Genomic DNA, 12,353 nt, shown 5'->3' on the forward strand with positions numbered 1-12,353 from the left:
CTCGGCTCCCAGAAAGCTCAGCAAACCGCAGCCCAGGAAGCAGGAGTCAACTCATGAGATGGATCTTCCTCGCAGGCGCCATCTTGTCCGAAGTCGTCGCGACCATGTCGCTACGAGCCTCCGACGGTGGCCGGGTGAAGAAATGGTTCATCGGCGTCATCGCGGGGTATCTCGTGGCGTTCGTCGCCTTAAGTCTCGCCTTGGCCGACGGCATGGCCCTTGGCGTCGCCTACGGCATCTGGGCAGCATCCGGCGTAGCTCTCACCGCGATCCTCGCCCGGGTCATCTTCCACGAACCCCTCACCCGAACCATGGCCCTCGGCATCCTCCTCATCGCCGTCGGAGTTCTCACCGTTGAACTCGGCGCCAACTTGGCGAACTGACGCATTTCCGCAGGTAAACCAGGCAGATTGGTGTGCTGCACCACGAGGCGCACAGACAAAGGCTCCCCAATGAGCGCCTGTGGGCCTAGCGTTGTGGATGTGATCACCTGTGTCGTCCACTACACCATCGACCCCGACCAGATCGCAGCCTTTGAACAGTTCGCCCGCGCTTGGATGCGGCATGTCGACGAACACGGCGGCACCCACCACGGGTACTACCTACCCGCGGAAGGTGTGAGTGACCGTGCGGAATCCCTGTTCAGCTTCCCCAGCCTGGCTGCCTACGAGCAGTACCGCACCTTGTTCGGCACCCACTCGGACTTCATCGCCGCTGACCGGATTCGAGACGAGTCCGAGTGCGTCCTGCGGTACGAGCGCACCTTCATGCGGCCGCTCCTACCCCAGGGACACTGAAAGGGACTCCGGCAGCACGCTCGGCACAACCCACAACGCCGCAGGTCAGCGCGTACAGATGGGTGTACTTTAAAAACGCTCGGAGGTAGGGTAACTCCCCCTCGTTGCTCAGAGACGAAATCCGCCAGCGGTGGCGGCGCGACGAGCCGAAGGTAGGACAAATACAATTCCAGTCCAGGTGCAGATGTCTTGCACTGTTGCGGCGCAGTTGTCTTCTTTTTCACCGCGTATCACCCGCGAAATTAAATTGATATAATTAGGCCCATGTTGATTTCAGGTACCGCTTTCTTGCGGTTGCGCTCTAACCGCTAAGGCGGTTTCCTACCCCGTAGGTTAAAAACCGCTCCGGTCCTTTAGCCGGGCGGTCATTTGTCATGCCCGGCTCCTTTTCAACTCCAAGGAGCACACCTGATGTCTGCATACGGACACGGCCGTCACGAACATGGCCAAAATTTTCTCACCGACCACAAGATCATCAACTCCATCATCGACCTTGTAAAACAAACCTCCGGCCCCATCATTGAGATCGGACCAGGAAGCGGTGCCCTCACTCACCCGATGGCCTACTTGGGGAGGGCAATAACGGCAGTTGAAGTGGACGCAAAACTAGCTGCCAAACTCACACAAGAAACCTCCTCGGCGGCGGTCGAAGTGGTCCATGATGATTTCCTTAACTTCCGTTTACCCGCCACTCCCTGCGTCATTGTGGGAAATATTCCCTTTCATCTCACCACTGCCATTCTTCGAAAGTTGCTGCATGCGCCGGCATGGACTGACGCTGTACTCCTCATGCAGTGGGAAGTCGCTCGCCGCCGGGCTGGGGTAGGCGCAAGCACGATGATGACGGCTCAGTGGTCCCCATGGTTCACATTTCACCTGGGTTCCCGGGTACCAAGGTCTGCTTTCCGGCCACAGCCAAACGTTGACGGGGGGATCTTAGTGATCCGCCGGGTGGGTGACCCGAAGATTCCGATAGAGCAGCGCAAAGCCTTTCAGGCGATGGTGCACACCGTTTTCACTGCCCGGGGACGCGGGATAAGGGAAATTCTCCGAAGGGCAGGGTTGTTTTCATCACGTTCAGAAACACAATCATGGTTGCACTCGCGAGGAATCGACCCTGCGACCCTACCTCCCAGATTGCACACCAGCGACTGGATCGATCTCTTCCAGGTGACTGGTTCCTCTTCACCGCACCATCGACCAATTTCACCATCGGGAAGTAGTCAACGACCTCCTCAACGGAAAAACCGAAGCCGGCGGCGTTAATCCCCCCACCAAAACCGAATTGCACCAGTAGTACTAAAAGGTAAGCGAAGTCTGGCCGCAGACGCATCAATCACGGACAACTCGCGGGCAGCGTTGTACTCGGTAAGGAAGCTCATGGTCTCGACAATAGACCGCACCCGCGACATGAGTGCGGCCTATTCGAACAAGCATTGAGCTAGTCGTTGGTCGGTTTTCTGCTTTCCATTCCTCAATATGGGCAAGCCAGCGCACTTTGAATTCGGTGAGGTTATGGCGGAGGGTTGCGAGGTCTAGGAGAACAGAGGAAGTCATGCTTTGAAGCATATAAGCTGCCCTGCCCCTCAAGGTTTTCTTCAAGTGAGGTTTTATCTAACTGCCTAACGGCAGGGGAACCGTATATTGCTTACGGTATGAGACCCCTTAAACGTCCGGATAGTCACCGCTCTTCTTTAGCTCCGCGACATGCCTAGCAACCGTGGCGCGAGAGACTCCTACCTCTGCCCCTATTTCAGCCCACGTGGGAACTGTCCCTGTCTGGAAATACTGATCGTTCACCATTTGGCTAATACGGGACTTCGTAGATCGTCCTTGAGCCTTTTTCTTACGGTGCGTCTTTTCAAGCTTCGACCTTTGTGCTTGCGCATATTTTCCCTCGGGGTCTGTTTTCCAGCGTTGTGCGGCTTTTTGTCCGCCTCTGCGTCCCATCGTGGCCAAGGCTTTCCGCTCGCTGCTGGTGGCTTTACCTGGTGCGTTAGAGCCGCTGTAGGTCTCGCTCTTGGATTGGGCGACATACCCGCGCACGCGCCTTGCCATGGTTTGGCGGTCGCGCATGGGTGGCATCTCGTTGTCGCGGCCTGCACCGCCGTGGGTGTGTGCGACGTTGTAGGCGTGCTCATAGGCGTCGATGATTGCTGCGTCTGTCAGGCGTTGGCCTTGCTGGCGCAAGCGGTGGCCAGTCTTAAGCGCATGTCTAAAGGCTGTTTCGTCGCGTGCTGCGGTTCCTTGGACAATCCAGAGCACACGCACACCGTCGATAAGTTCCGGGTCATACTGGTCGAGACCACCGGCGATTTCCGCGTCTACGTCCTGGGCGAGTGCTTTGAATGCTTGGGCTTCTTCACGGCGGGTCTTGACCGCGTTGATAAGTTCGCGGCCAGAGCTGAATTGCTGGCGTGGGGTGGGGTTGAACTGGTCGTGTCCTGCCATATCCCTTACCTGCTTTATCAAGTCTCCAAGGCGCATCACCCGGTTGTGCTGCCTATACCAACGATAAGCGGTAGGGGCTTTGCCTGTGTAGAACGGGTTGCGGCTAAAGCGGTGGGAAAAGTGCGGGTCATGGTCTAAAAGCTCACCCAGCACACGCGTGGTTGCTGCAAGAAGCTTCATCTGCGCAGATTTACCGTTACGGTCAGCGTAGACAGGGTCAATAAGCCATATGAACTGGGCTTTGCCGTTAGTTGGGTTAATACCCACCCAGGCTGGCCCGACGCTATGAGTAATCAGTGAGCGCACCACGTCGCGGACGTACGGGTTTAAGTCTGCGGGGTCACCGCCTGCGGTACCTACTTGGTCAACGTCTACGACCAGGACGGCGGCGTACTGCTTGGTGGTGAGCATGGCGTACTCGCACCGTCCTAAAGCATCAGTCTCGAAGCGATACATACGCGGCGAGTTCGTGCCGTCAGCGTTGCGTCGATAGGCCTTTTTAAAGTCTCGTGTGACTGAACCGTGGAGTACATCGCGGCCTAGATGATCGCGTAAAAGGTCGCGGTCACTGGCAGATGCTGGGGTGTTGTCCAGTCCACCACGGTCGCGCTCGACGCGGGTAGGTGTTTTAGTGTGCGCATTCTGCGCATGAGTCTGTAAACTCATGACCGTGCTTTCTCCCAGGTGTGTGCTGGGTGATAAGCGAAAGTCATCGGGTTGCCGCCCGGTGGCTTTCTTCGTTTTTCATTGTCTTTCCCTGACTCTAAATGACACCGGTGTTATTTACTAGCCATGACACGCGAAAAATATGCCTTTTACCTGCGGTTACGTATGGCTAGACATATGGCAAGCTATACGTAACCGCGTTTCAGCTGCACAGGGCTGTCTGCGCAGATTTACCATCACGGGACTTTTCCCAGTTCAGGCTGCGCATATTTACGCATACAACGAAAGCGGTTGCGCAGATTTACCACACACTCTGCGCTGATTTACCGATACGCAGAAAAAGCGTGCGCAGATTTACCCATACGGTGGCGAATTATCCAGAGCAATAGGTATACAGCAATACAGTAATACAGGTGCCATAAACCTGTATTACTGTATTGCTGTATGCCTGTAAACCTTTATTTATTGTTGTGGACGTATTCTTCGAGGTAGGTGCTAACAATCTCGCGGATGGTCACGCCTTTTTGGGCGGCGATGACTTTAAGTTCTGCGTGAAGGTCGCGGTCGATTTCAATCGTCATCTTCTTGACGTAGTCGCGGCCTGTGGGTTGGTGGAATGCGCTTCGCACTGTTTTCTTCTCGGCTGCTGGAGTTAGCTTCGTGGCTTTTTTCATTGAGGTTCGCGGGCCTTGCTGCGCCCTGGCGCGTTCTTTACTGGTGCTCATTTCATCATCTCCATGAGTTCGTCGGCGACGTGGTCGTAGCCGTGCATGTCGGGGCCTGGGCAGTATCCAAACGCTAGGTGCATATCTTCGCGTAGCGGGATTTCGGTTTTAAAGTGCGGCATGTGTTCCGCGTCGAGCGCTTCTCGTGCCGCGTCAAGGGCGCTGGTGCCTTTCCTGGCGAACGTCAGTAAGACTGCATGAGGTGTTCCGTTGACTGCGTCGCGCAGCTCCCATACTCGGGAGAGGTCGGCAGCAGCAGAACGGGTCGGAAGAATGATGAAGTCGCTGACTGCGATTGCTGCTTCGATAGCGTTCTCGTCTCCTGGCGGCACATCGATGAACATGAACTCATCGTCTCCGACGAGTGCCGCTTGCCTATCGACGCGCTTGGGGATGGACAGCTCAACCTCAAACGGTAAAGGATCACCTCCATCCTCTGCGCGTTCAGACCATTCCAGTGCCGAGCCCTGCCGGTCTAGGTCGGTTACGGTCACGGTCTTTCCTCGGTGGGCGAAAACCGTGGCAAGAAACATCGTTGTGGTGGTCTTGCCAACGCCGCCTTTGGCGTTAATGGCGGTAATGATCATGGCTTCTCCTAGGTGTATAAATCATTGCCCCTACCACTTTACAGGTTTAAGTAAATACTGCTTTACAGGTTTACAGTAATACATTTTTACAGGTGCCTGTAAAGACAAAAGAGCAGGCAGATAGCACTTTTATTTTTCTTTATCGTCAGACTCGGCAGAAAGTCCAGCAAGCATGATGCGGTAAAACTCGTTTTCAATGCTCTTTTCTTCGAAGTCCGCAGCGACGTGTTCCCAGTGGTATTCCTCCAATTGGGGAAGCATCGCTGTTACTGCCATCTTGAGGTAGAAACCACGACTGCGTCCGGTGCGAGCACACAGTGTGTCTAGGCGCTCGATGATGTCCTCTGGCATGCGTACAGATACCACGCGCCCGGAGGGGTGGGGTCCTTGAACCATTGACGTAAGTCCTTCCCTTGCCTGTCGTAAACATTGTTTACGTACTGTCTTTGGCAGTCCTACTCTTTTTCTCGTGAGCGTTATTTGCTTTCGTAAACATTGTTTACCATATGTCCGGAGTCCACGAGGGCGAGCGAAATTTTCTACAGTTCCGGGCTGTCGTTCTCCGGGGTGTCATCGAGCCAGGTGTCTTGGTCGTTGTCGTAGTCGCTATCTGCGGCGGCTTGCTGGTGGAACCGGGCGAGCATCTCATCATCTGCGGTGGTACTAATACCGAGTGAGTCGAGGAAGTCCATCGACCGTTTCAGTCCTTCCTCATTCCGGCGCTGGGTGTTTAGCTCGTCTAGCTCGGTCTCAAGCTGGCGAATCGGATCAGTAAAGCTGTCGCGATAGTCCACAGCCTGGTCATAGGATGCAGCTACCTTGTCGCGCACGGTGATTGCTTCGTCTAGGAGGGCCTGGTCATTGTTGCCGTGGCGTAGCCTGCCGAAAAAGCCCCTCGAGTTCTTCGTGTCCTCGAACTCGCGCACTACAGCATCTTGCTTGGAATACTGCTGTCCGAGCTGTTCAACCTGCTGGTTAGCCTGGTCGTACTCACCGCGCAGCGTCTCAAGCTGAGTGTTTACCCGTTCTATCTCGGCATCGATACGCTCCACGGCGTCATTGGACCGTGTAGCACTGTACTCGTTGCCTGATTCCGGTTCTGGCACCTCATCGGCGTTGTTGGCCTGGGCGCGAGCATGGAAGTCAGCAAAGCGCGCTTCGCGTTTAGCGGCAAAGCTGCGCATGTACTTACCCATTTCGGTGCCAGCAAACGGGTTATCGGTATCCGTTTGGGAAGGCTGGTTGACGAGTTTGGTCAGCTCCCAGTCCTGCTTGGCTTGCCCAAACAGCGCCTGGGGTGTCTTATCGCCTTGCTCGCGCATTCCTGCGGATACCAGCAGGTCGCGGGCGTATTCGGCAGACTCACGCCGTGCGACCTGATTCACCTGGCCGTGGCCGGTCTCGGTGTCTCCTGGCTGGGTCTCGGCGATATAGAGGAAGTTGCCCTCACGCCCACGAGTCATAGGAACGTAAACACTGGACTTATCTAGGTTGCCCACACCAGCAACAACGCGGGACACATCCACGGTCGCGCCTTGGGAACTATGACCAGTAGCGGCATACCCCAGTTGGGTGTGTTTATCGAGGTAGTCGCGGTTTAGTGTCACAGTGGCTAAATCATCATCACACCGCCGGGCTGTGATGGAACCGTCTTTCCCGATGGAATCAACGACCCAGCGTTGACCATTGCGGACAACATCGCCGTTGCTGGTCACCAACTTCGCATCGTTGCGACGAGTCAGGATGACATCACCGACACCGGCTGTCAGTCCATCAGACAAGCCCAGGCGGTGCTCAGGGTTAATCTCGCCGCGCTCTGCGCGAATCTTCTGCGCCGCAGCATTCAGCGCAGTGACCTGGTCGCGGGTAGCAGCAACCAGCAAGGACTGCTTTCCTGCGGCAGTATCATCACGCCACCCGGCCAACGCATCGTCCATCATTGCCGTAACCGATCCTGCGTGCAGGCGCTTGTTCTGCATGTACCACTCGGCGGCACGAGAAACGTCTGCTTCCTCTCCACCGCGCAGCCACTTCGATGCTTCACGCTCACCCGCGTCACGCTGGCGGAACACCTCGCGTAGCTCCACGGCATCAGGCAATTCATGGGACAAGGTCGCCAGCAGGCCAGAGCGGGCCTTGACCGCCGAGTATTGTTCTGGGTCTCCCACAAAGACCACGCGCGCGCCGGCAGCAGTGGCAGTCTCCAGCACACGGATCGTATCGGGGTTAGACACCATGCCGGCTTCATCAACAACCACAACGGTGTCCCGGTTCCATCCCAGCTTCGCCGCTGTATGCTCCGGTATCAGCTCGTCTGTGCCAACAAAAGCGCGCGCAATCGTCATGGATTCATCGGCCACATTCTCACCCACCATCACGTCAGCAGCCTTACCCGTAGGTGCTAGGCCTACGACGTGTTTACCAGCCTGATTCCATGCCTTGTGCGCGGCCTTGAGCGAAGAAGTCTTACCGGCACCAGCCGGTGCGACCACTACAGACGCCAGGTAGTCAGAGCCGACAACCGCGCGCATAGCATCAGCCTGCGCAGGCGAAAGCTCACCCTCAACCGGTTGGATTGACTCGGCGGTAACCCCGCGCTCCACGCGCGCGGTGGCCATATCAACGCCACGTTCAACCTCGTCGACCACCTCGACGGTGGTGTACTTCTGCGAGCCTTCACGCTGGGTATTATCCAGCTCTCGGGACTTCTCCGGGGTCACTGACCAGGTGCCACGCGTCCCCAATGCAGCATCAACAAGTCCTTCGACCGTGACCGTCATATCCTCCGGGGAAACTGCGCCTGGGCGGATAAGTTCTGCTGCTTTTTCGGCAACATCAGCTCGGGTAAACGTGGAGCGTTCTGCAACAACCGCGCTTAAAATCTGGGATGGTTTCGGCAAGAAATCCTCACCCACCGCGCGCGCTGGCGCTTCATTGTTTGGCACAAGTCCGGCCACAAACTCACGCACCTGCGCGCCGTGTTCAGCACGTGCCCACTCGGTTTCCAACTCCTCTAGTGGGGTGTCGGTGTCCTTGGTACGCCGGGTGATTTTCTGCGCGATACGCTCATAGGCCGCACGTGTTTCAAGCCCATTGTCGGCCTGCCACTGGTCGATTTCACGCGCCCTGGTCGAGTACGACGCAATCAATTCTGGGTCATCAAGGCCGACGATTTCTGCGCATCCGTTGACCACGTCGCCGAACTCTACGCCGAGTTTTTGGCTCAAGATTTCACGCACCGTGGCTTGATACACCATGCCTGCCGCGCGCGCCTCATGGTACAAACTCACCCCATCGAGCGTGCGAACTTTGCCGTCGCGGCATAGCTGTTTATTCGCCAACAACACGTGTGAATGCACATGCGGGTCGCCCGCACGTGAAGTGCGGTGCTCGTATTTCACGCCCGAAATACCCGCCAACTTTTCAACAATAAGACGCTTTCCCGTCGGCTCTTTTACTTGCTTTCGCGTGTAGCTGGCATGCTCCGACAAGTAATCCAGCGCCTGGTTTACGGCCGCCTGGTGGGCTTCATCGACGATGCCACGCACGGCAGAATCTGCACCCATACCCCACAACAAGGAGACAGATTTCGGCGCACAAAACGTCAGATCGAAGCCTGGAACACTATCCTTTCGCGGAGCATTTCCAAGCCCCGTACCGCTCGGAGCGACCGCCTTATTGAACCAATCCTCAACCGTTTTCCCCGACACAATCGCACCGTTGTCGGCGCCCAAAAACGCCGAAACTTCAGCCATGTTTTCGCCCCGAAGCCACGCCGAAGCCGGTTGCTTTCCGTCCTCGGAATAGTACGAATCCGGCCCCCGATTCTCATCAACCGTGGACTGATAATAGGCCACGGAATGCGCACCCATCTTCGCGATAGTCAGCACTCCGACACCTCCTGTCAATCACCACGGTGACCACCTGGACACCCCATTGGGCAACTTGTTGCAAATGTACCATAAACCTAGAGCGCTTAGCGCTCGTAAAGCGTGGTCAGCGCAGAAAAGTAGCCGGCGCTTCGGTGTCTCTGGTTGTGTCAGGCAACCGCTAGCGATAACTACGAACGCCAGGACGCGATAATCACGCGGGGCAAGAAAGTCGCACACGCGACTTTCGCGGCAGCACTAAAGAGCCAAGCGTTAAGGAGCAGTGATGGACAAACTTTTCGGGCGCGAAGCGGCCAAGATTGGACGCCAAATCATCGACCAGGCCGAGCCGTTTAACGCCGCCCACACCACTAACTGGGGACTACCTTGCAAGCCCACCGTCACGCGCCACCAACGCACACGAGTCCACCGGTCGAGAAAAATCGCCCAGCACGCGCATGATAGACACGCGTACTGGGCGACTTTCGCTTTCAGTGTTTAGGATGCTGCGAGCTTTTGGGCGCGCTGGTAAGACACTCCGAGGACTGTTCCCATATCTCGCACGGTCATTCCAGCGTTTCTCATTGCAACAGCGAGGTCATGAGTGCTTGCCTGTGCCGCAGCGGCCAGTCGTGCCGCTTCTTCGCGTTCTTTTTCGGCGCGAGCTTTCATTTCCGCAAGGCCCGGTGGGAGAACAACATCAACAATAATGTTGAGTTCGTCTGGGTCTAGGCCTGCCTGAAAGGCCAGTGCTTCGCGCATCTCGTCGGCAGCATTAGCCAGCCGCTTAGTTTGGGACACTGCCCCTAGTTCGGCGCATTCGAGCACCCATACTCCGCTGGTTCCGCGTTCTGCGGTTACTGTGTATGTCGTGGTCATTACCTCCACCAGCCTTTACCTAATTCTTGGGCGTATTGGTCGAAAAACTTCTTGACTGTCACATCGTCAATCTCACGGTGCCTACCTAAGGTTCGGGTTGTGTTGCCTACCCGATAAGCGTCATGGCGCGATAGGGCGATTTCCTCAAATTCAAGACCGCGCCGCTTGGCTTCCGCTTTCAATTTCTTGATGACGGCGTTTCGCTTCATAACAGTAGTCTACCGGCGGGAGACTAAACAAGTCAACCATGGGTTGACGGTTTTTCTTGATTGTGTTCCTTCGCCAATTGAACTGGGGACTCCCTTGCAAGCCCACCGTCACACGCCGCTAACGCGCACCAGTCCGCCGGCCGATAAAAGTCGCCCAATACGCGTGTCTATCATGCGCGAGCTGGGCAAATCCTTGTTCGGGGGAAAGTGCACACCCATATGACATGGTGTCCATATGAGTAGAAAAAATCCTTCACCCGTACTTCGTCCGTCACTTCGCACCAGCACCGTAATTTTCGGGGCGGCAGTCATCTCACTTATCGTCGCTGGTCTGTTTGGTCGGGTGGCAGAGCTCCTGACGCTTTTCGCCTTCTGTCTGCTTGCTGTAGCAGTGCGCGTTGGTGTCGCCATAGCAGCCACCATGCCGTGGGAGGGGCCAGTGAAAAAATCGCACTGGCTCGATGTCGGAATCTTCCTTGCACTTATTCTGGGGGCTATCGCCTTTTTCTCGCTTGCTGACCACCTCTAACGGCCCGTTAGTCGGCGAGGTATTTATACAGTGTGGTGCGCCCAATGCCGAGGCGGCGGGCAACCTCAGCCTTCGGAATACCAGCGCCTACCCACTCGCGCGCTTGCGCTACTTGTTCCTCGTTGAGGACTTTCGCCCGCCCCTTATAAACGCCGCGCGCCTTGGCTTTCGCAATACCTTCGGCCTGGCGCTCACGAATAATCGAACGCTCAAACTCCGCCACCGACCCGAGTAGGCCAAGCATAAGTTTGGCCACCGGACTGGAATCTAAAGAATAGGTCTGCCCCTCTTTGAGGAACTTCACGGATACTCCGCGTTCAGTGAGTTCATCGACCAGTCGGTGGAGGTCGATAAGGGAACGGGCAAGCCTGTCCATGCTCACCACAATGAGTTGATCGCCGGCACGCACATAATTCAACGCCCCATCGAGACCAGGGCGCTGGGTGGACGAACCACTCACCGTATCGGTGAAGACGCGGAAGACTTTTTCCTTCTTCAACGCCGCCAACTGCCGGTCAAGATTCTGATCCTTGGAACTAACACGCGCGTAAGCAATTTTCTGCCCCGCAACAACCTCTGGTTGTTCAGGAATGTCTAGAGGTAGTGACGGTTCTGTTTCATTACTCATAAACCCACCCTAGCGAACAGTGGATTAAACGCGATGGATGTAATTCCTAGACTGTCCACTTAGGGTGTACCCCAGGTGCCCCTACCAGCGCCCGCAGTTGAAGGCTTCACCTACCAAATGGTAAAGTTAGCTATATGCGAACCAGTCAGCGCTCCGAGATCCTGGAAGCTGCCCTCCGCGTCATGAACGCAGCGGAGGGTGGCGACATTACCCTTGACGCAGTGGCCCACGAGGCCGGGCTCACCAAACCGGGATTGCTATATCACTTCCGCAACCGCGACGTACTGCTCGCCGCGATCGTCGACCACGCTGCGGCCAACGTCGAGAACGACATGACTGCCACCCTTGGCAAGCCCCTCGAGAACGCCAACGCCACCGAGCGGCTCCTGAGCTACGTTCACGTCGCCGCCCACGGGGCCGCCAAGCGCGCCGAGTTCATCATCTGGGGCCAAGCGACGTATCGGCCCGAACTCACCGAACCGTGGACTACGCGGATGGGCCGCTGGCTCGAACTCCCGGACGATCTCGACGCCGCCACCCGAGCCAGGCTGACCACCGCCCGACTCGCCGCCGACGGACTCTGGGGCGCCCAGGCCACAGGTGTGTCCACCCTCCACGGCGCGGATCTCGAAGCCGTCGTCTCCAGCATTCGCTCCCTGATCGAAGGAACAACCCCATGAAGCAGTGGTTCCTGCTCGCTGGCGCCATCACTACCGAAGTGGCGGCGACGCTGTCTCTCAAGGCGGCGCTCAATCACCCATCCTGGTACATCGTGGTTGCTGCCGGATACATCGGCACTTTCGTCTTCCTCACCTTCTGCCTGCGCGAAGGAATGCAGATCGGCGTCGCCTATGGCATCTGGGGAGCCAGCGGGGTCGTGCTCGCCGCCGTGCTATCCGCCGCGATTTTCGGTGAACCTCTGACCGCTGTGATGGGTCTTGGAATGGTTGCGATCATCAGCGGTGTCCTCACCGTCGAACTCGGCTCCCAGAAAGCTCAGCAAACCGCAGCCC

The 12,353-nt window shown here is 56.7% G+C and carries 15 protein-coding genes; 7 read left to right on the forward strand and 8 right to left on the reverse strand.

Translation table 11 applies throughout. The features are described 5' to 3' along the window. The first annotated feature begins 53 nt into the window (after positions 1–53). The 4 genes from HMPREF0307_RS03420 to HMPREF0307_RS12465 all read left to right on the forward strand — a co-directional run bounded on the left by HMPREF0307_RS03420 (position 54) and on the right by HMPREF0307_RS12465 (position 2,063). Positions 54–383, forward strand: a complete 330-nt coding sequence (locus tag HMPREF0307_RS03420) for a DMT family transporter (RefSeq protein ID WP_003849969.1) — start codon at positions 54–56, stop codon at positions 381–383. A gap of 99 nt (positions 384–482) precedes the next feature. Next, complete coding sequence (locus HMPREF0307_RS03425) at positions 483–797, forward strand: NIPSNAP family protein (protein WP_174232238.1); 315 nt, start codon at positions 483–485, stop codon at positions 795–797. 264 nt (positions 798–1,061) lie between these two features. Next, positions 1,062–1,109: an erythromycin resistance leader peptide gene (locus HMPREF0307_RS13525; protein WP_011152926.1), complete on the forward strand. Its 48-nt coding sequence runs from the start codon at positions 1,062–1,064 to the stop codon at positions 1,107–1,109. 99 nt (positions 1,110–1,208) lie between these two features. Next, positions 1,209–2,063, forward strand: a complete 855-nt coding sequence (locus HMPREF0307_RS12465) for a 23S rRNA (adenine(2058)-N(6))-methyltransferase Erm(X) (RefSeq protein WP_011152925.1) — start codon at positions 1,209–1,211, stop codon at positions 2,061–2,063. Between the two features lie 399 nt (positions 2,064–2,462). On the opposite strand, the gene HMPREF0307_RS03430 is transcribed toward HMPREF0307_RS12465, so the two are convergent. From HMPREF0307_RS03430 to HMPREF0307_RS03465, 7 genes are all read right to left on the reverse strand, one after another. Then, positions 2,463–3,914, reverse strand: coding sequence for a replication initiation protein (locus HMPREF0307_RS03430; RefSeq protein ID WP_010993828.1), 1,452 nt, complete (start codon positions 3,912–3,914; stop codon positions 2,463–2,465). Between the two features lie 458 nt (positions 3,915–4,372). Next, positions 4,373–4,639, reverse strand: a complete 267-nt coding sequence (locus HMPREF0307_RS03435) for a hypothetical protein (RefSeq protein WP_011117486.1) — start codon at positions 4,637–4,639, stop codon at positions 4,373–4,375. Beyond that, positions 4,636–5,226, reverse strand: a complete 591-nt coding sequence (locus tag HMPREF0307_RS03440; RefSeq protein ID WP_010993829.1) for a ParA family protein — start codon at positions 5,224–5,226, stop codon at positions 4,636–4,638. Before HMPREF0307_RS03440 ends, HMPREF0307_RS03435 begins: the two co-directional genes overlap by 4 nt. Positions 5,227–5,355: 129 nt before the next feature. Continuing rightward, positions 5,356–5,577, reverse strand: coding sequence for a ribbon-helix-helix domain-containing protein (locus tag HMPREF0307_RS03445; RefSeq protein ID WP_066487270.1), 222 nt, complete (start codon positions 5,575–5,577; stop codon positions 5,356–5,358). 188 nt (positions 5,578–5,765) lie between these two features. Continuing rightward, positions 5,766–9,116 (reverse strand): MobF family relaxase, encoded by a 3,351-nt coding sequence (mobF, locus tag HMPREF0307_RS03450; RefSeq protein WP_066487272.1) that lies wholly within the window; start codon positions 9,114–9,116, stop codon positions 5,766–5,768. A 477-nt stretch (positions 9,117–9,593) separates the two neighbouring features. Then, on the reverse strand, positions 9,594–9,974 hold the full coding sequence (locus HMPREF0307_RS03460) for a hypothetical protein (protein ID WP_005325318.1): 381 nt from the start codon (positions 9,972–9,974) through the stop codon (positions 9,594–9,596). Continuing rightward, on the reverse strand, positions 9,974–10,183 hold the full coding sequence (locus HMPREF0307_RS03465; RefSeq protein WP_049063700.1) for a hypothetical protein: 210 nt from the start codon (positions 10,181–10,183) through the stop codon (positions 9,974–9,976). The genes HMPREF0307_RS03460 and HMPREF0307_RS03465 overlap by 1 nt, the downstream gene beginning before the upstream one ends. Before the next feature lie 235 nt (positions 10,184–10,418). On the opposite strand from HMPREF0307_RS03465, the gene HMPREF0307_RS12830 reads away from it, so the two are divergent. Next, on the forward strand, positions 10,419–10,712 hold the full coding sequence (locus tag HMPREF0307_RS12830) for a hypothetical protein (protein WP_070432501.1): 294 nt from the start codon (positions 10,419–10,421) through the stop codon (positions 10,710–10,712). 7 nt (positions 10,713–10,719) lie between these two features. On the opposite strand, the gene HMPREF0307_RS03470 is transcribed toward HMPREF0307_RS12830, so the two are convergent. Next, positions 10,720–11,340 carry a recombinase family protein gene (locus tag HMPREF0307_RS03470; RefSeq protein WP_066487288.1) on the reverse strand — a complete coding sequence of 207 codons (621 nt, stop codon included), beginning with the start codon at positions 11,338–11,340 and terminating at the stop codon, positions 10,720–10,722. Positions 11,341–11,474: 134 nt separating this feature from the next. On the opposite strand from HMPREF0307_RS03470, the gene HMPREF0307_RS03475 reads away from it, so the two are divergent. Beyond that, a complete protein-coding gene (locus HMPREF0307_RS03475; protein WP_034666346.1) occupies positions 11,475–12,020 on the forward strand; it encodes a TetR/AcrR family transcriptional regulator in 546 nt (181 codons plus the stop codon). After that, on the forward strand, positions 12,017–12,353 hold a 337-nt coding region (locus HMPREF0307_RS03480), incomplete at its 3' end, for a DMT family transporter (RefSeq protein WP_066487295.1). The genes HMPREF0307_RS03475 and HMPREF0307_RS03480, both read left to right, overlap by 4 nt.

The sequence above is a fragment of the Corynebacterium sp. DNF00584 genome, assembly GCF_001552965.1.
Classification (GTDB): Bacteria; Actinomycetota; Actinomycetes; order Mycobacteriales; family Mycobacteriaceae; genus Corynebacterium; species Corynebacterium phoceense.

Excerpts from the sequence above, each read along its gene's own strand:
- HMPREF0307_RS12830 (WP_070432501.1), top strand. The coding sequence starts at position 10,419 with ATGAGTAGAAAAAATCCTTCACCCGTACTTCGTCCGTCACTTCGCACC.
- HMPREF0307_RS03420 (WP_003849969.1), top strand. The coding sequence starts at position 54 with ATGAGATGGATCTTCCTCGCAGGCGCCATCTTGTCCGAAGTCGTCGCG.
- HMPREF0307_RS03445 (WP_066487270.1), bottom strand. The coding sequence starts at position 5,577 with ATGCCAGAGGACATCATCGAGCGCCTAGACACACTGTGTGCTCGCACC.
- HMPREF0307_RS03435 (WP_011117486.1), bottom strand. The coding sequence starts at position 4,639 with ATGAGCACCAGTAAAGAACGCGCCAGGGCGCAGCAAGGCCCGCGAACC.
- HMPREF0307_RS03470 (WP_066487288.1), bottom strand. The coding sequence starts at position 11,340 with ATGAGTAATGAAACAGAACCGTCACTACCTCTAGACATTCCTGAACAA.
- HMPREF0307_RS03440 (WP_010993829.1), bottom strand. The coding sequence starts at position 5,226 with ATGATCATTACCGCCATTAACGCCAAAGGCGGCGTTGGCAAGACCACC.
- HMPREF0307_RS03465 (WP_049063700.1), bottom strand. The coding sequence starts at position 10,183 with ATGAAGCGAAACGCCGTCATCAAGAAATTGAAAGCGGAAGCCAAGCGG.
- HMPREF0307_RS03460 (WP_005325318.1), bottom strand. The coding sequence starts at position 9,974 with ATGACCACGACATACACAGTAACCGCAGAACGCGGAACCAGCGGAGTA.
- HMPREF0307_RS03430 (WP_010993828.1), bottom strand. The coding sequence starts at position 3,914 with ATGAGTTTACAGACTCATGCGCAGAATGCGCACACTAAAACACCTACC.
- HMPREF0307_RS12465 (WP_011152925.1), top strand. The coding sequence starts at position 1,209 with ATGTCTGCATACGGACACGGCCGTCACGAACATGGCCAAAATTTTCTC.
- HMPREF0307_RS03475 (WP_034666346.1), top strand. The coding sequence starts at position 11,475 with ATGCGAACCAGTCAGCGCTCCGAGATCCTGGAAGCTGCCCTCCGCGTC.